The 15,269-nt window shown below is 41.9% G+C and carries 21 protein-coding genes; 14 read left to right on the top strand and 7 right to left on the bottom strand.

Annotated elements, in window-relative coordinates; all coding sequences use genetic code 11:
- On the top strand, positions 1-563 hold a 563-nt coding region (locus tag O9300_RS04250), incomplete at its 5' end, for an RNA-guided endonuclease InsQ/TnpB family protein (protein ID WP_287970233.1).
- Between the two features lie 18 nt (positions 564-581).
- On the opposite strand, the gene O9300_RS04245 is transcribed toward O9300_RS04250, so the two are convergent.
- Positions 582-1,034 (bottom strand): SRPBCC family protein, encoded by a 453-nt coding sequence (locus O9300_RS04245; protein WP_002758186.1) that lies wholly within the window; start codon positions 1,032-1,034, stop codon positions 582-584.
- Positions 1,035-1,138: 104 nt separating this feature from the next.
- Here O9300_RS04245 and O9300_RS04240 point away from each other — a divergent pair, with 104 nt between their 5' ends.
- From O9300_RS04240 to O9300_RS04230, 3 genes are all read left to right on the top strand, one after another.
- Entirely contained in the window at positions 1,139-1,501 is a 363-nt protein-coding gene (locus tag O9300_RS04240; protein ID WP_002736559.1) for a cupin domain-containing protein, read from the top strand.
- Between the two features lie 5 nt (positions 1,502-1,506).
- On the top strand, positions 1,507-2,346 hold the full coding sequence (locus O9300_RS04235) for a prephenate/arogenate dehydrogenase (RefSeq protein WP_287970230.1): 840 nt from the start codon (positions 1,507-1,509) through the stop codon (positions 2,344-2,346).
- A gap of 73 nt (positions 2,347-2,419) precedes the next feature.
- Complete coding sequence (locus O9300_RS04230) at positions 2,420-2,878, top strand: nitrate reductase associated protein (RefSeq protein WP_287970228.1); 459 nt, start codon at positions 2,420-2,422, stop codon at positions 2,876-2,878.
- 229 nt (positions 2,879-3,107) lie between these two features.
- On the opposite strand, the gene O9300_RS04225 is transcribed toward O9300_RS04230, so the two are convergent.
- Complete coding sequence (locus O9300_RS04225; RefSeq protein ID WP_287970226.1) at positions 3,108-3,299, bottom strand: DUF2949 domain-containing protein; 192 nt, start codon at positions 3,297-3,299, stop codon at positions 3,108-3,110.
- 270 nt (positions 3,300-3,569) lie between these two features.
- On the opposite strand from O9300_RS04225, the gene O9300_RS04220 reads away from it, so the two are divergent.
- Positions 3,570-4,526, top strand: a complete 957-nt coding sequence (locus O9300_RS04220; RefSeq protein WP_287970225.1) for a glycosyltransferase — start codon at positions 3,570-3,572, stop codon at positions 4,524-4,526.
- 42 nt (positions 4,527-4,568) lie between these two features.
- Here O9300_RS04220 and O9300_RS04215 read toward each other — a convergent pair whose 3' ends face one another.
- Complete coding sequence (locus tag O9300_RS04215; protein WP_287732178.1) at positions 4,569-4,895, bottom strand: hypothetical protein; 327 nt, start codon at positions 4,893-4,895, stop codon at positions 4,569-4,571.
- A 313-nt stretch (positions 4,896-5,208) separates the two neighbouring features.
- On the opposite strand from O9300_RS04215, the gene O9300_RS19620 reads away from it, so the two are divergent.
- The 3 genes from O9300_RS19620 (at position 5,209) to O9300_RS04200 (ending at position 7,432) form a co-directional block, all read left to right on the top strand.
- Positions 5,209-5,337, top strand: coding sequence for a DUF4351 domain-containing protein (locus O9300_RS19620; RefSeq protein ID WP_409830411.1), 129 nt, complete (start codon positions 5,209-5,211; stop codon positions 5,335-5,337).
- 70 nt (positions 5,338-5,407) lie between these two features.
- Positions 5,408-6,880: a BCD family MFS transporter gene (locus O9300_RS04205; protein ID WP_287970223.1), complete on the top strand. Its 1,473-nt coding sequence runs from the start codon at positions 5,408-5,410 to the stop codon at positions 6,878-6,880.
- A gap of 114 nt (positions 6,881-6,994) precedes the next feature.
- Positions 6,995-7,432: a pentapeptide repeat-containing protein gene (locus tag O9300_RS04200; RefSeq protein ID WP_287732180.1), complete on the top strand. Its 438-nt coding sequence runs from the start codon at positions 6,995-6,997 to the stop codon at positions 7,430-7,432.
- 352 nt (positions 7,433-7,784) lie between these two features.
- On the opposite strand, the gene O9300_RS04195 is transcribed toward O9300_RS04200, so the two are convergent.
- Positions 7,785-8,687 carry a hypothetical protein gene (locus O9300_RS04195; RefSeq protein ID WP_287970221.1) on the bottom strand — a complete coding sequence of 301 codons (903 nt, stop codon included), beginning with the start codon at positions 8,685-8,687 and terminating at the stop codon, positions 7,785-7,787.
- Positions 8,688-8,698: 11 nt separating this feature from the next.
- Between O9300_RS04195 and O9300_RS04190 the strand changes: the two genes are divergently transcribed.
- The gene (locus O9300_RS04190; protein WP_287970219.1) at positions 8,699-9,091 is read left to right on the top strand and encodes a hypothetical protein; all 393 of its coding nucleotides are present in this window, start codon (positions 8,699-8,701) and stop codon (positions 9,089-9,091) included.
- Positions 9,092-9,431: 340 nt separating this feature from the next.
- Here the strand turns inward: O9300_RS04190 and O9300_RS04185 are convergent, their stop codons facing one another.
- Positions 9,432-9,695, bottom strand: a complete 264-nt coding sequence (locus O9300_RS04185; RefSeq protein ID WP_287970217.1) for a hypothetical protein — start codon at positions 9,693-9,695, stop codon at positions 9,432-9,434.
- Between the two features lie 173 nt (positions 9,696-9,868).
- Here O9300_RS04185 and O9300_RS04180 point away from each other — a divergent pair, with 173 nt between their 5' ends.
- Positions 9,869-10,408 carry a hypothetical protein gene (locus O9300_RS04180; protein ID WP_287970216.1) on the top strand — a complete coding sequence of 180 codons (540 nt, stop codon included), beginning with the start codon at positions 9,869-9,871 and terminating at the stop codon, positions 10,406-10,408.
- A gap of 25 nt (positions 10,409-10,433) precedes the next feature.
- Here the strand turns inward: O9300_RS04180 and O9300_RS04175 are convergent, their stop codons facing one another.
- Together O9300_RS04175 and O9300_RS04170 are read right to left on the bottom strand one after the other, a co-directional pair.
- A complete protein-coding gene (locus O9300_RS04175; RefSeq protein WP_287970215.1) occupies positions 10,434-10,799 on the bottom strand; it encodes a hypothetical protein in 366 nt (121 codons plus the stop codon).
- Entirely contained in the window at positions 10,796-11,059 is a 264-nt protein-coding gene (locus O9300_RS04170) for a hypothetical protein (RefSeq protein WP_002735197.1), read from the bottom strand. Before O9300_RS04170 ends, O9300_RS04175 begins: the two co-directional genes overlap by 4 nt.
- A gap of 38 nt (positions 11,060-11,097) precedes the next feature.
- Here O9300_RS04170 and O9300_RS04165 point away from each other — a divergent pair, with 38 nt between their 5' ends.
- From O9300_RS04165 to O9300_RS04150, 4 genes are all read left to right on the top strand, one after another.
- Positions 11,098-11,349, top strand: a complete 252-nt coding sequence (locus tag O9300_RS04165) for a DUF2283 domain-containing protein (protein WP_287970214.1) — start codon at positions 11,098-11,100, stop codon at positions 11,347-11,349.
- A 66-nt stretch (positions 11,350-11,415) separates the two neighbouring features.
- The gene (locus O9300_RS04160) at positions 11,416-11,640 is read left to right on the top strand and encodes an AbrB/MazE/SpoVT family DNA-binding domain-containing protein (RefSeq protein WP_012267820.1); all 225 of its coding nucleotides are present in this window, start codon (positions 11,416-11,418) and stop codon (positions 11,638-11,640) included.
- Between the two features lie 4 nt (positions 11,641-11,644).
- Complete coding sequence (locus O9300_RS04155) at positions 11,645-11,875, top strand: type II toxin-antitoxin system death-on-curing family toxin (protein WP_238141869.1); 231 nt, start codon at positions 11,645-11,647, stop codon at positions 11,873-11,875.
- 125 nt (positions 11,876-12,000) lie between these two features.
- Positions 12,001-15,135 carry a CHAT domain-containing protein gene (locus O9300_RS04150; RefSeq protein WP_287970212.1) on the top strand — a complete coding sequence of 1,045 codons (3,135 nt, stop codon included), beginning with the start codon at positions 12,001-12,003 and terminating at the stop codon, positions 15,133-15,135.
- Positions 15,136-15,269 lie beyond the last annotated feature (134 nt).

Below are 15,269 nucleotides of genomic sequence, written 5' to 3'. Positions count from 1 at the left end.
AACGGATAAAAGTAGCTAGGCTTCATCTTAAAGTATCAAGACAACGTAAAGACAAAGCAATTAAAGACGCTTTGGCGTTAGTCCAGTCTAATGATCTGGTAGTCTATGAAGCTTTAAAGGTAAGAAACTTAGTCAAAAACCTTAAGCTGTCTAAGTCGATTTCTGATGCTTCTTGGTATCAATTCACTGAATGGTTGAATTATTTTGCCAAGATTTATCGGATTGTCTGTATTGCTGTTCCTCCCCATTTTACTAGCCAAGATTGTTCAGTTTGTGGGACGAGAGTTCAAAAAACATTAAGCACTAGAACTCATCAATGTCCCAATTGTAAAACAGTCTTAGATAGGGATCATAATGCAGCCATCAACATTCTTAAAAAAGGGTTGAAATATTTGGGAAATCATCTCAACGGTACTGTTGGGCAAACAGAAACCGACCCAAACGCCTTGGGAGAGTCCGGTCTCTGGGTTTTCAGTGGAGACATTGAGAATCTAAGCTGTCTCGTTGAACAAGGAATTTCCGATAGTGATAGGTCAAGAATCCCCCGTCACAGCGTAGCTTGACGGTGGGAGTATGTCAACTCACCTTGGCGGCGTATTATTGACAATATTGAGAGCATAAAGGCGAAAACGCTCTAGATCGGCTTGCAGGGTTGATTCCACCACTCGACCGAGGAAAAGATTATCCATCAATTTTCCTAACCAACCTGGTATAGCATAGGCTGCTGTCAGTCGCACAATACTCCTACCATGACGGTCATAAAAACGAATGGCCCCGCGGTTAGGCAAACCGTCCACGGATTCCCATTGAATCATCTGGTGGGGGACAATTTTCAGTATCCGTGACAACCAAGTAAATTCTAGACCACCACTGGCTAACTTCCAACGGGAAAGCTCTGGCTCCTCCTCTAGAATTTTCACCGATTCGATCCATTTCATCCACTGGGGCATTTGTTCTAAATCTGACCAGAGAGCCCAAACCAGATCGATCGGCGCGTCCACTTCTACCTGTACACTATGTTCTAACCAAGTCATTCGTTAATTCTGGCGATGCTGAATATTTCTATGATAACGGCTATTAGTCTTTAGCTTTTGACTCAATGATAAAATAAAAACAATCTTCGAGGTTTAATTTTACTATGTTAATCAGAAAACTGCTCGAATGTGAGGAATTCATCGCCGGTGATCATACCCGATTGCGCGAGTTATTGCATCCCGATAAACAGCCGTTAAATCTACGTTATAGTTTAGCCCACGCCTGGGTAGATGTGGGGGAAACTTCTACTCCCCACGCTTTAAAAACTGCGGAAGTTTATTATATTTTGCAAGGACAAGGGGAAATGCACATCGATGAGGAAGTGCAATTAGTGACTGTCGGTGCTGCCATTTATATACCTCCTCTAGCTAAACAATATATTCATAATTGTGGGGAGGAACCATTAATTTTCTTGTGCATTGTCGATCCTGCTTGGCGACTAGAAGACGAAATTATCTTTGAGTAAACCTAATGAATATTGGCATTATTGGACTGGGTTTAATTGGTGGTTCCTTGAGCTTAGATTTCCGCTTACAAGGTTATAAAGTTTTGGGAGTTTCTCGTCAACAATACACCTGTGATATCGCTGTACAAAAAGGAGTGGTAGATGAATCTAGCACCAGTTTAGAATTATTAGCTACTGCCGATTTAATCTTTATCTGTACTCCTATACATTTAATTGTGCCAACTTTGGAAAAATTAACTCCCTATTTAAAAACCCAAACCATTGTCACCGATGTGGGATCAGTTAAAGGGGTAATTGTAGCCAATTGTGGCCAATTGTGGCCAAATTTTGTCGGTAGTCATCCTATGGCTGGGAAAACCGAACAGGGAATTAATGCGGCAGAATGTGGTTTATTTGTCAATGCCCCATATCTGATTACTCCCCTTGAATCTACCCCTAACTTTGCCGTGGAAATCTTAACTGAAATCGTGCAGAAATTAGGCTGTAAAATTTATTATTCCTCCCCCGAAGAACACGATCGAGCCGTGGCATGGATTTCCCATCTGCCAGTAATGATTAGTACCAGTTTAATCCAAGCTTGTGCGAAAGAACAAGACCTGAATATTCGCCAATTAGCGGAAAATTTAGCTAGTTCTGGTTTTCGCGATACCAGTCGCGTCGGTGGTGGCAATCCCGAATTAGGTTTAATGATGGCTAAATACAATCGTCAAGCTTTATTGATATCTTTGGCAAATTATCGGCAAAATCTTGATCAAATTGTTGACTATATTGCAGGAGAAAAATGGCAGGAAATAGAGAAAATTCTCGTTTCTAGTCATCAATATCGATCAGATTTTATTCAATAGAAATACCATTGGCCCAGCAATTATCTCGCGGAACTGTATCATAGATTTATACTCAGCAAACCAATAAAATGATATGACCACCTTTTTCGACTTTGAATCCGAATTTGTTGACTCCTTACGTTGCATACCGATGGCCGTGAGAATGAAACTAGATACCTGTGGAGTAAAATTAAAATTATCCCATTGGATGCAGTTAACTCAACCAGAAAGAATGGTATTAGTTAATATGGCTTGTACGACGGCAGCAGAAGCCAAAATCTATCGAGATTTTCTACAAAAATTAATCACTGAAAAAACCGGTAATCCCCCGAAAGAACTAGCAATAGCTCCCCATCCCGCTTGGCTAGATGATAGCCATATTCCCGATACAGTCCTAGAAAAAGCTGGGGAATTCCAGATCGAAATTAGCTTAGAACAATGGCAAAAATTGCCACCATCCCAACGTTTTGCCCTGATTAAACTCAGTCGTCCCGGTCACGAAAATCTCAACTTCTATCCGGCTCTAAAAGAGTTCCATATAGTCGATGCCTAACTCAAAAACCTAGTCCATATTACAGCAGTTATCTCAATATAGATCTCGAATTAAAACGGTGGGAAATAGCAGATGATAGCTGGTTTAATTAGTCCCAGCAAAGGGGAGGTTTCCTACGATGGTAAACTTTAACGGGACTTAATAAATAAATTTCAGTAAATTGCCGCTCTGGGGATTGGTCATTTTTCTTAATAAAAATGATAATTAATGTCCTATTCTTGAAAACTAATTATACCGTTTCCATCCAGTCAAAAACTTGATTCAATTGCGACAAATCGATTAAACCGTACTGCCATAAAACCATCGGCAAAGAACCCACCGATGCTTCACAGAGACGCAGGTCCATATCGAGGGAACGGGGAGAAATTGCTAATTTTTCCAAGAGGAAAGTGCGGAGTTGTTTTTGTTGATGAGCTTCCATGATGTAAGGATCATTTGTAACGATAATCGGATTATTGAATAACTTATCCTCTATTAAAAAGAGATACTTCCCTCACGGGGATCACCCAATTGGGTGATTTTGTCCAGCAATCGCAATAATTTCAGAATTTATCCATAATATGTCCTACTATCCCGAAATTGCTAGTAGGGATATCAACACTTCCTTTACTTAGAAAAACGAGAAAGGGGAACTTTTGGGATAAGCTATTGATAACCTAGTTTTTGATCGAGTAGGAGAGAATTTCCCTCAATGAGTCATGTTCCTCAAGTTTCCGTGATTATTCCTTGCTATAATCAAGGTCGCTATCTTGATGATGCGATCGCATCTGTTTTGGTACAAACATACCAAAACTTTGAAATCCTTGTCATTGATGATGGATCCACAGAACCAGAAACCATCGAGATTTTACAAGATTATCAACAGCCAAAAACCCGGATCATCCGCACAGAAAATCAAGGGGTTGCCACAGCGAGAAATCTAGGAATTGCCCAAGGGCAAGGAACCTATATTCTTCCTCTTGATGCCGATGATAAAATTGCCGATTCCTATCTAGAAAAAGCGGTTACTTTGCTAGAAAGTAATGAGCAATTAGGTATAGTTTATTGCGAAGCGGAGTATTTTGGGGATAGACAAGGAATTTGGCCGCTGCCTGAGTATAAATTTCCCGATATATTAGTAGATAATATGATATTTTGCTCCGGTTTATTTCGGAAATCCGATTGGGAAACTGTGGGGGGCTATAATACTAATTTAATTTATGGTTGGGAAGATCACGATTTTTGGTTATCTCTGATCGAATTAGGTCGAGAAGTCTATCGTATCCCAGAAGTGTTATTTTTCTATCGACAAAAAGCTGATTCTATGAGTCGCTCAATGACCGCAGAACACTATATTTATTCCTACACCCAACTTTTTTATAATCATCCCCAACTTTACTCCCAAAATATCCAAGCCATTTTTGCTGCTTTAGTCACCTTAAGAGTCGATATATTCGCTCAGTTGGAACAGGCTAGAGAACGAATTAAACAATTAGAAATTCATGAACAAGAATTACAACAAGACTTGCAAAAAACCCAATTGGATTATCGAGAAGCTGACAGTAAAATAGCCGCCATGGAAAAAAGTAAATTCTGGCAAATGAGAAGAGTTTGGATTAAAATGCAAAAATTGCTAGGTTTGCTGGAAAAAGACCCAATTTATTCCTAATGGAACTTCAACGCTAAACAAAGATCGAATCGATTATAATCATTACAGAGTAAGCACTTTACGATTTGACTTCTGGATCACGGTGTCAAGATTTAGATCGTCGATAATTCCTTGCCGGTTGGCGAGTCCTCCCTGTTTCATGGTTTCTTCTAGTTCGTTGCTTTGGGTTTCCCAGTATTGAGTGCATTTTAGTCGGTCTTTGGGGTTGTAGATTTTGGCATCGGGGAGGACAATGGGGAAGATGCGATCGGAGAAATCTCCATTTTTTGCGATCTCGATTAACTCGAACATACAGTTACAGGAAAATGGATAATACAATAGGAAAATCTTGGCCAAAGTAGCCACAAAAATTGATAAGTAGGGAGGCACAATTATTTGTAGGATGGGTTAGCGGTAGCGTAACATAATCGGGCGTTGGGTTTCATGCTTCAACCCAACCTACGTTCATCTTATATTTAATTCCACCCACCTACTTAATATCAAGGGGAGAACTGAAAAAAGCAATTTAGCCGCCGCTACAGCAATTCTGGCGGGGTTAGTATTAAGTAAGGAAATCATCAGAAGCTTATTAAGAGAAGAAATTATGGGCGAATCAGTCATTGATCAGGACATCCAAAAAAAAGGAAGACAATAAGAAGCGGTTGCTTTGATTCTACAACTACTTAACCGTCGTTGAGGTGAAATATCCTCAACTGTAAGCCAAAAAATCCAAGAACTATCTCTAGAACAATTCGCAACTTTAGGAGAAGCACTGCTCGATTTTACCAGCTTGACAGATCTGACCACTTGGTTAACAGAGATAGAAACTTAAATCCCCAGAAGATGTCTGCTCGTCCTGCGTTAAATTTTTAAATACTGGCTTTTTTTGTATTGATTTAACCATGGCTACCAGCGATATCTCCAATTCTACTCACTCATCCCCAAAACCCCTGCCAAAACTGGGACTTTTCACCATGTTTCGCTTAGGACTCTTTCAGATGGGACTAGGTATTATGTCCCTGCTGACTTTGGGGGTTCTCAATCGGATTATGATCGATGAGTTAAAAGTTTTACCCTTTCTCGCCGCAGCTGCGATCGCTATGCACCAGTTTGTTAGTCCAGCGCGCATCTGGTTTGGGCAAAGATCCGACGGTAAAACTATTTTAGGTCATCATCGCAGCGGTTATGTCTGGATTGGGGCGGCAGTTTTTACCGCTTTAGCTTTTATTGCTTTGCAGGTAGTCTGGCAATTGGGACTTAGTATTCAAACTTCGGGATGGAATACCATTTCCTACGCCTGGATTGCCCTCTTAGCCTTAATTTTCGCCCTCTACGGACTCGCTTTAAGCGCCAGTTCCACCCCTTTTGCCGCCCTCTTGGTGGATGTGTCCGATGAAGATAATCGATCGCAATTAGTTGCTATAGTGTGGTCAATGCTGATGGTGGGAATCGTCGTCGGGGCGATCGTTAGTTCTCGTTTGCTGGATACTCCCAATATCTGCGGTACAAATATTTTGACCTATGATCCGACTCAATCAGCCCCTATAGCCAATATTCCGCAACTACAGGCGAGTATTAACCCCGTGTTCACGATTATGCCCGCTATCGTTTTCGGTCTCTGTATTTTAGCGACTTTTGGCGTAGAAAAAAAATATTCTCGTTTTAGCAGTCGGTCCACTCTTGTGCAAAGAGAGGATCAAATTACCTTTAAAGATGCCCTACAAGTTCTCACCGCTAGTCGGCAAACCGGTTTATTTTTCACCTTTCTGCTGATGATGACTTTGAGTTTATTTATGCAGGATGCAATTATGGAACCCTTTGGCGGCGAGGTTTTTGGGATGTGTATCGCCCAAACCACCCAATTGAACGCTTTTTGGGGAACCGGAACCCTTTTTGGTATTGCTGCCACGGGATTTATGCTCATTCCCCGCGTCGGTAAACAAAAAACCACTAAATATGGCTGTATTTTTGCAACAATTTGTTTTATTCTGTTGATTTTTGCTGGCTTTTCTGCTAACCAAGGTTTATTAAAATCAAGCTTGCTCTTTTTCGGTTTAGCTTCGGGAATGATTACCGCCGGAGCTACCAGTTTAATGTTAGATTTAACCGCTGCCGAAACCGCGGGAACTTTTATCGGCGCTTGGGGATTATCCCAAGCGATCGCCAGGGGATTGGCCACGGTTTTAGGCGGTACGATTTTAAATATCGGGAAAGTTATCTTTTCTAGTCCGGTTTTAGCCTATAGCTTAGTTTTCCTCCTGCAAGCATTGGGAATGATCCTGGCAGTTTGGTTATTAAGTCGCGTCGATGTGAAGGAATTTAAGGAAAATGCCCGAGCAGCGATCGCAACGGTCATAAAAGGAGAGATCGACTAGCAAAAGCAAGCAAAAGTGAGATAACAGGAGAATTAGCCCGATCGGGGGAAGTTGGTTAGCAGCTTTTTTCCTATCCTAAAAGTAGAGAGGAAAACGAAAGAGGAGGCTAAAACGATGAAAAGGACTTTAATGATTACCCTAGGTTCCCTAGCCTCTTTACTGCTGATTAACCCCGTCGGTGCGGAAAATCCTCAACAGGTACAACAATTATTGAATACGCGGGAATGTCCGGGCTGTGATCTCCGCGGTGCAGATTTAAGGGGGGCGCATCTAATCGGTGCTGATTTGAGAAAAGCGAATTTACAAGGAGCTAATCTGGAGGAAGCTAACTTAGAGGGCGCGGATTTGACCGATGCTAACCTAGAAGGCGCAAATTTAACCGCAGCTTTTCTGACTAATGCCAGTTTGAATCAAGCTGATCTCGATGGAGTCAATTTCACCAGCGCCGTGATTTATGATGCCGATGTGACAGGTGCATCGATGGAGAGAATTAACTTGACAAATGCTCAGATTTATGGCACTGGCATCGCTGTCGGTGGTGGCAATCCCTAGATAGGGCGGGCTGAATGAATCTAAAAACCTGGCGTTGTCAAATTGAAAGATGCTCCGAATCAGCACCGGAACTGAAATTACTTTGATAGGAAAGATTACATGGCATCTTGACAATTAGTGTTTAATGAACGAATAGTGCCGATAGTTGGGCTTAAGTGGGGAACAAGAGTCGCTCGATTTAGCAGTGGAATTAGCCCTACAATCGGCGTTGTCAAATGGAAAGATGCTCCGAATCAGCACCGGAGCATTGCATCTTTCCTCTTCTGATCTGACAACGCCGAAAACTTTGTGGGGTGCGACTTTTAGACTTTTTTTATTAACGATCGCTTTTGATAATTTCCCCGATTGACTCTCATCGGGATTTTGGGACATCCGGCGCGAGAATCATCAATTGTCCCTCCTTATCCTCGCGAATGGCTAGAATCGCCGGACGTTCATTTTCTGCCGACTGAGGGGATAACCCGCGAAAAACATAGATCCAATTGTTATTTTGGATTAATAACCGCCAAACTCGCGGGGGATTGACTTTACTATCATTCGTTTCTTTTCCCCGCAGCTCTTCGAGTAATTTGGTCTCACCGATAATTCGATAACCCTTAAAAGAAGGATCGGTAAAAACATCATCAGGATTGCGACCGATCGCTATCTGTTTTTCTGGTAAAACTAAAGTGATAACTGGTAAGGTAGAACTATCATTAACTGCATCGCGACGGGCATCGATCGATCCCTGAATTCGGGCTAACCAAAAAAGAATAATTAATAGCCAAATAACAGCGATCAAATCTTTTCGGAGAGCTTCGGGAATTCCCCGGACTAATAAACCTAGGGGGTGAAATATTTGATGAAATTTCCGTTTAGATTGACTGACAATTGAATAGGATGGCAGGGGAGACAAAATCCAGAGGGTAAATTGAATCGCGAAGGCAACGGCAACCAGTGCCAGAAACGTTCGCATCAACGCCCCGAAATCGCCACAGAAGACCTGTATCGGCACGAAAAGGAAGGAACGCAAGGGCAAGTCCAGACGGTTGATCTCAAGGCTAAACCAGCCGAAATAGGCCCACCGATAGATCCATCCCGTAAAATAGAGAAAAATCCCCAGCAAACCGAGAAGACTGGCGAAGGTTCCTAGTATCTGTGTTCCGGGAGGGGGAGAATTCGGAGCGCTCACGGCAAAATGTCCCTGATTGGCGTTTTCGATCGCTATCCTACTCGATCGACCGGGTTCTATCGCCAGTTCTTTGTATTTTATCAAGGAGAATAACCATGTCCATCGACGATCCCCGACAAGTTCGTTTGTTAATCGAGAAAATGGAAGCGAGTTTACCAATCCCTGTGCGTGCAACTCCCGAAACGTTAAAAATAGCTGAAACAAAAGGCGAGCGATACAAACCCGATCACCAGTTTTCGATCGATAAAATTTTCTACACCGGAGACGAGGGGGGAATTATTTGTTTCCTAAAAAATGAATTGGGAAAACAAACGGGTCTTATCTGTTCTTTAACCCATCTACGCATCGATAACGATCATCCGTTAGCGGCGGATATTCAATCCTACCAGAAAAAGCGATCGATGCGGATTGCACTACAGGATGGCAAAACCGGAAAAGCCCTCCGTATTGCCAAACAAAACCGCCCGAACAAAGGTTTCGGAAAGTAAAAATATATTGACAAAAACCGCAGGTTGGGTTAGGAGTAGCGCTAACCCACCGAATCGAATTATATTCGGGGAATAGGAATTTGATTAGTTCGTTGCTACCAGATCGTATTAACCGTTGATAATTGAATTTTTCGATCTCGGCTAATTAAGGGACCGTTTAAATATAGGGCGGTTGCCGCAATAATTCGATGTAAAGATACCAGATAACCGCATGAGTATCTAAGTAGCTGGTTATAATTAAATTTAAAATGGATTTCAGGTTCGATCCCCCCTGCCCCCCTTGATAAGGGGGGTGTCTGATAATTTTTAACGCCTACCTACTTAAAACTGCTTTTAACACTTAAATATCCTCTGCCGTAAAATCTCCCCACGCTTCTCGTCGGGTTTTATCGATATCTTCAGCCGAGGGAGCCTGTCCTAAATCGGCGCATATACCCCATAAAGAGGGACGGGGTTGATTAATTTCTGCCGATTCCGATGCCATTTCTGCGGTAATTTTTTCGATCAGTTGCCGTTTCTCGATCGAGGATAATTTTTCCACCCACCGCATTAGCTCTTGTAGAGTCATATTTCTATCGCTTACCGCATAAAGGAGTACCTTCATAAGTTTTAACATAAAGAGAAGATAAAACGCTTCCCCTTTGACAATCCCGACGCTAAAATATGGAAAAAACCCTCTAGAAAAAACCCTAGGTTGGGTTACTGTTACTCCTAACCCACCACATCCAAGATTGAAAACAGAACCAACTAAATCCCGATCATTCAGGCAAGGTAAAGATGAAAAAACTCTACCCAATAATAACCGCAACTAGCCTAGTTTTTATCGCCTCTCTTGCTGGCTATCATCTACCAGCCACCGGCGATCGATCTCCCGTCAAGAAAATTCCCGTATTCATACCAGATGATACAAATGTATCTTTAAAAAATGGCACTTCTCTATCTGGGAGATTAATCAAGTTCGATTCCCAAGCAAAAACGATCGCTTTAGGGAGAGAATCAAAAACAAAAGAAGTGGCGATGAAAGAGATCAAACAGATAGAGTTTCAAGGCAAGGTTATTATCAAAAGCGGAGAGCTTGTTATTCGTGGGGAAGGGGGATCAAGCAATCCAAAAGAGAATAGAAACCGCTGGCAGGAACTTTTACAGAATTTCAAAATTGTTGATGTTAATGAAGGAAAAGCGGAAGTAACTATAACCTCGCTAGATCCTCTAGAAATAAGAGGGATCGAAGGGGTGGCGAGTAAGAGTTCCTACGTTGTTGAGGAAATTAAATTCAACCCCTCGGACAAAATTGAGATTCAAGTAAACCCGCATTAAAATTCACAAAGAAGAAGCCTATTTTTTAAGCAATTAAGGAAGACTTTAAATGGGAAAGTTGGCTGATGTATTGTTCGATTGTTTTTGGTGATAGTGGATCGTTTAAGGTCGGGTTAGCGAGGTCAAAGATGATGTCATTGATGAGATTTTCCTCATCTGTTTTATAGGCGATATCTTCTCTGCATTCGATGGCATCGGCCCAGTTTTCTAGGTCGGTGGCAGATAGAGCGTTATTAAGATAGCGATCGAGAATATCGATCAGATGCTCTTTTTTTAGGGTGATAATTGCTTCGCCACTGTCCCAAGGAAAGGTTTTTAGGATAGGGAGGATAGTTGATAAGGGTTGGTCAAAGTTGACTAGGGCGTTGAGGTATTCTTGTCTATTTTTCATGGGTATTTTTGTTTGATGTGAACAATAGAACCGTTGGGGGCGTAGGTTGTTTTGGTGTAAAAGAGAGTGATTCCTTCCGCATCAATTTGTTTTTCGTAGGTTGCATAGGAACCGGAAATATTTTTGGCGGGAACGTCTGCTTGAAATGCTTTGCCACCGTTGGGAAGATTATAGATCCGAATTGGGGTAGCATGACGGGGAAGGCGTTTTTGAAAGCGGTTGAGGTTGTCTAGTTGGGCTGGGGTTAAAGATGTCACCATATAGTAATTATAATCTTTATTGCCTTGGCGGTTGCTATATGAAAATAGACTATGATCGAGCCGCTAATGCCGCTTATATTCGTCGTTGTGAGGGAAAGGTTATTGATTCTGAGGAACTAGCGCCGGGGATTGTCTATGATTACGATGAGACGGATAGGATTGTAGGGATTGAGATTTTAGCAGTCAAACAGAGAAGGGCCGAACAATTCAAAAATATTGATTTTCCGTTGGAAGAGAGTGAAAAACAAGAGATTAGACAATGGTTCGGAAAGTTAATACTAAATTGTTAAGTGATGTGAGAAATTCAGGAAATATGGGAGGTGCTATAATTGACATATTTACTCAGTCAAAAAACGATGATTAAGTTAAAAGTCACAACGGTAGGGAACTCTATGGGGGTGATTTTCCCGAAAGAGTTGGTGGAGAAGCTGCGCCTTAGTAAAGGCGATATGCTCTACGTCTTGGAAACGCCGAATGGCTTTGAGCTTACACCCTACGACCCCGAATTTGTCCAGCAAATGGAAGTGGCGGAGGAAGTGATGCGCGAAGACTGGAATGTTTTGAGAAAGCTGGCAACTTAGGCTCATGAACCAGCTAATCTGGATAGCTGATGGGGTAGCTCTCGCGATTCATCACCGCCAAATAGCCGAGCATGGTGGATTAGAGGGTATTCGAGATGAGGGGTTGCTAGAAAGCGCACTTTCCCGACCGCAAAATTTTCTGGCTTATTCTGAGTCGCCTCCTGACATGGCTTCTTTGGCAGCAGCCTACGCTTATGGGATTGTCAAGAATCACCCTTTTGTAGATGGGAAGTAGTTATGATTGCCGCATCATTTTCTATTTAGAACGAGACGAAAAAACTCAAACAGATAGAATAGTTTTGATTAACATTGGAACTCATGATGAGGTGTATTAACTAATAACTGATAGCGGAAATAACTATGAATCCCAAATTTTACGCATTACTTACTCTTTCCCTAGTGGCTACCGTCACCCTACCAGTTGTTAACGGGAAACTCTCCTCTCTCGTCCCTGCGGTAATAGCGCAAAATACGGATGCGAGGAAAGCGGAAGCCGATCAGCTTTTACAATTATGTCGCCAGAATCTTGATAATAATCAAGTAAAATTGGCGATTCAATCCTGTCAACAGGCGGTGATAGCCTACCGGCAAATTAAAGATCTTTCAGGGGAAGCTAAATCTACCGTTAATTTAGGCAATGCCTATGTTAACGACGGTCAATACCGTCAAGCTATTTCTGTTTTAGAAAATGCGGTTAAAATAGCACAAGAGTCAAAAGAACGTCGTCTAGAAGCCCTCGCCTTTTTAAATCTCGGTGGGGCTTACTATGAGTTAGGAGAATTTAAGGAGAGCATAGAATTTTTTCAGCAGACTTTAATAATCGCAAAAGAAATTAAGGATGCTGATTTAGAAAAAAGTGCTGAAAAACTTTTAGTATTAATGGAAGCAGAAAAACAGCGAAAAGAAGCGGATAAGCTTTTCGAGCAAGGCGCTCAACAATATAAAATAAGTCAGTTTCGAGAAGCCTTGCAATCGTGGGAAAAAGCCTTACAAATTTATCAAGAAATCAAAAATCGCCAAGGAGAAGCCGCTTCTTTAGACAATTTAGGAAGTGCTTATCTTTCCCTCGGACAATATCAAGAAGCGATCGATCTCCACAAAAAGTCTTTAGTCATTAACAGGGAGATAGTTAATCGCCAAGGAGAAGCCAATTCTTTAAACAATTTAGGAAACGCTTACCAATCGCGTGGAGAGTATCAAACAGCGAACGATTACCATCAGCAGTCTTTAAACATCAGGAGGGAGATTAAAGATCGACAGGGGGAAGCGGCCTCTTTAAACAATTTAGGAAACGCTTACCAATCGCGTGGAGAGTATCAAACAGCGATCAATTACCACCAGCAGTCTTTAGCCATCACGAGGGAGTTAGATGATCGTTCTGGGGAAGCCAAGGCTTTAAACAATTTAGGAGTTGATTACCGCTTACTAGGACAGTACCAAAAAGCTATCAATTACCACCAGCAGTCTTTAGAAATCGCTGAGAAAATCGGCGATCTAAAAGTGCAAGCCGATTCTTTAGGCAATTTAGGAAACGTTTACCAATCCCTCGGACAATACCAAAAAGCGATCGATTACCACCGGCAGTCTTTAGCCATCGCTGAGAAAATCGGCGATCGAGGAAGTAAAGCCAGATCTTTAGGCAATTTAGGAAATGCTTACCAATCCCTCGGACAGTATCAAAAAGCGATCGATTACCACCGGGAGTCTTTAGCCATGGCGAGGGATATAGGCCTTCGCCAAGAGGAAGGGTCTTCTTTAAACAATTTAGGAGTTGCTCACTACTTCCTCGGAGAGTACAAAAAAGCGATCAATTACCTTAAAGAGACTTTAGACATTGCGAGGGAAATAGGCGATCTAAAAGGGGAAGCCGATTCTTTAGGCAATTTAGGAAGTGCTTATCTTTCCCTCGGACAATATCAGAAAGCGATCGATCACCATCAAGAGAATCGAGCCATAGCGAGGAAAATCGGCGATCTTCAAGGGGAAGCTAATTCTTTAAATAATCTTGGCCTAGCTTATCAAAAGATAAATCAACCCGCAGAAGCGATCAAGAATTTGGAAGAGTCCCTCAACATTATCCTCAAGATACGGGGAGATATTTCGAGGGAAAATATTGCAGGTCAAAATCGAAAATCGTTTTTAGCCTCTAACGAGAAAACCGTTATCACCCTCGCCGAAGTCCTAATCCAACAAAACCAACCCGAAAAAGCCTTTGAATGGCTCAACCTCGCCACTACCGCCGATCTCGCCGATTACAATCGCCTGATTAATGCCAAAGTTGCTGATCCCGATGCACAAAAAGCACTTGATAACTGGAACACCGACAATCGACAACTCGAAGGAATGCGCCGACAACTACAGGATAAATACTCCCAAGAACTGGCACAACAGATCCGACAATTCGAGGAAAAAGTATATAAAAATGCGGAAACTATCGGAGATAAATATCCTGAAATTGCTGAACTTTTTGAAACTAAACCCACCGACATCGCCCAACTCCAGAAAAATATCGCTCCTGATACCCTCGTTATTCAACCCGTTCCCCTGCGCGATAAAGTCGCTCTATTTCTCGTTACTAGAGAAAAATTAATCGTTATTCAAAGTGATACAAAACGCGATGAATTGAATAAACTCGTCAGCGAATACCGTACCCAATTAGCCGATCATGAAAATATAAAATATTCCGTTACCAGTAGTAAATTATACGAGATTTTAATCCGTCCCATCGAGTCCCAAATTGCCAGCAGTTCCCCGAAAAATATCGCTATTATCGCCAGTGGACAACTGCGCTATATTCCCTTTGAAACCCTCTACGATAAGAAAAATAAACAAGTTCTCCTAGAAAAATATCCGATTTATTATTTAACTCGCATCTCCACATCTACCCCTCCCGCGACCGAAAGAAAACCCTTACAAGGCCTAGCATTTGCTAACCCTAAACCCACCCAAGAAGAACTTAAAGGCACAGAAATAGAAGCAGAAACTATCAGCAAACTCTTTCCGGGAAGTGAAAAATATCTCGGTACAAACGCAACTCTAGATATATTCAAAAAACAAGCCTTTCGCTTCTCGATTCTCCACCTCGGAACTCATGGCTGTTTTAAGCGTGCTGGCTGTCCTAATTTGGGTATGCAAGCTAATACTATTTTGTTCGCCAACAAAGAGCAATATAACATCGCCGATGCCGCATTATTAGGCTTAAAAAATACCGAATTAATCACTCTTAGTGCCTGTCAAACCGCCAAGGAAGCCAACGCAGACGGACAGGAAATATCGGGACTTGCTTACGTCCTAGAAAGAGCCGGTGCTAAATCAGTAATAGCCAGTCTTTGGAATGCTGAAGATAATACCAGTGCCGAAATTATGACCCAATTTTATCAGAATCTCAAGAATGGCATGACTAAAAGTGAAGCCATGCGACAGGCCAAACTGAGTCAAATTAAAAGCCATCCTTATTTTTGGTCGCCCTTTATTTTGATTGGGGCTGCTAATTAGGGTTTGCTGAATAATGGTAAAAACCTTACAGGAAAGGGCTTTTAGCTTGATTGAGAGCTTCCCAAATGCACTTAAATCTGCTAGAATCTCTTAAAACCCTTGCATCACCCTTGCATCTTCTCTAATTAGTGCTA

Origin of the sequence: Microcystis sp. LE19-195.1E (assembly GCF_027532095.1) — a bacterium.
GTDB classification, from domain to species: Bacteria; Cyanobacteriota; Cyanobacteriia; order Cyanobacteriales; family Microcystaceae; genus Microcystis; species Microcystis aeruginosa.
The sequence above is the reverse complement of the archived record's forward strand: the minus strand, read 5'-3'. Positions and strand labels throughout refer to the sequence as shown.

Excerpts from the sequence above, each read along its gene's own strand:
- O9300_RS04175 (WP_287970215.1), bottom strand. The coding sequence starts at position 10,799 with ATGAAAAATAGACAAGAATACCTCAACGCCCTAGTCAACTTTGACCAA.
- O9300_RS04185 (WP_287970217.1), bottom strand. The coding sequence starts at position 9,695 with ATGAAGGTACTCCTTTATGCGGTAAGCGATAGAAATATGACTCTACAA.
- O9300_RS04190 (WP_287970219.1), top strand. The coding sequence starts at position 8,699 with ATGTCCATCGACGATCCCCGACAAGTTCGTTTGTTAATCGAGAAAATG.
- O9300_RS04200 (WP_287732180.1), top strand. The coding sequence starts at position 6,995 with ATGAAAAGGACTTTAATGATTACCCTAGGTTCCCTAGCCTCTTTACTG.
- O9300_RS04150 (WP_287970212.1), top strand. The coding sequence starts at position 12,001 with ATGAATCCCAAATTTTACGCATTACTTACTCTTTCCCTAGTGGCTACC.
- O9300_RS04205 (WP_287970223.1), top strand. The coding sequence starts at position 5,408 with ATGGCTACCAGCGATATCTCCAATTCTACTCACTCATCCCCAAAACCC.
- O9300_RS04220 (WP_287970225.1), top strand. The coding sequence starts at position 3,570 with ATGAGTCATGTTCCTCAAGTTTCCGTGATTATTCCTTGCTATAATCAA.
- O9300_RS04160 (WP_012267820.1), top strand. The coding sequence starts at position 11,416 with ATGATTAAGTTAAAAGTCACAACGGTAGGGAACTCTATGGGGGTGATT.
- O9300_RS04180 (WP_287970216.1), top strand. The coding sequence starts at position 9,869 with ATGAAAAAACTCTACCCAATAATAACCGCAACTAGCCTAGTTTTTATC.
- O9300_RS04245 (WP_002758186.1), bottom strand. The coding sequence starts at position 1,034 with ATGACTTGGTTAGAACATAGTGTACAGGTAGAAGTGGACGCGCCGATC.
- O9300_RS04170 (WP_002735197.1), bottom strand. The coding sequence starts at position 11,059 with ATGGTGACATCTTTAACCCCAGCCCAACTAGACAACCTCAACCGCTTT.
- O9300_RS04235 (WP_287970230.1), top strand. The coding sequence starts at position 1,507 with ATGAATATTGGCATTATTGGACTGGGTTTAATTGGTGGTTCCTTGAGC.
- O9300_RS04155 (WP_238141869.1), top strand. The coding sequence starts at position 11,645 with ATGAACCAGCTAATCTGGATAGCTGATGGGGTAGCTCTCGCGATTCAT.
- O9300_RS04240 (WP_002736559.1), top strand. The coding sequence starts at position 1,139 with ATGTTAATCAGAAAACTGCTCGAATGTGAGGAATTCATCGCCGGTGAT.
- O9300_RS04225 (WP_287970226.1), bottom strand. The coding sequence starts at position 3,299 with ATGGAAGCTCATCAACAAAAACAACTCCGCACTTTCCTCTTGGAAAAA.
- O9300_RS04230 (WP_287970228.1), top strand. The coding sequence starts at position 2,420 with ATGACCACCTTTTTCGACTTTGAATCCGAATTTGTTGACTCCTTACGT.
- O9300_RS04165 (WP_287970214.1), top strand. The coding sequence starts at position 11,098 with ATGAAAATAGACTATGATCGAGCCGCTAATGCCGCTTATATTCGTCGT.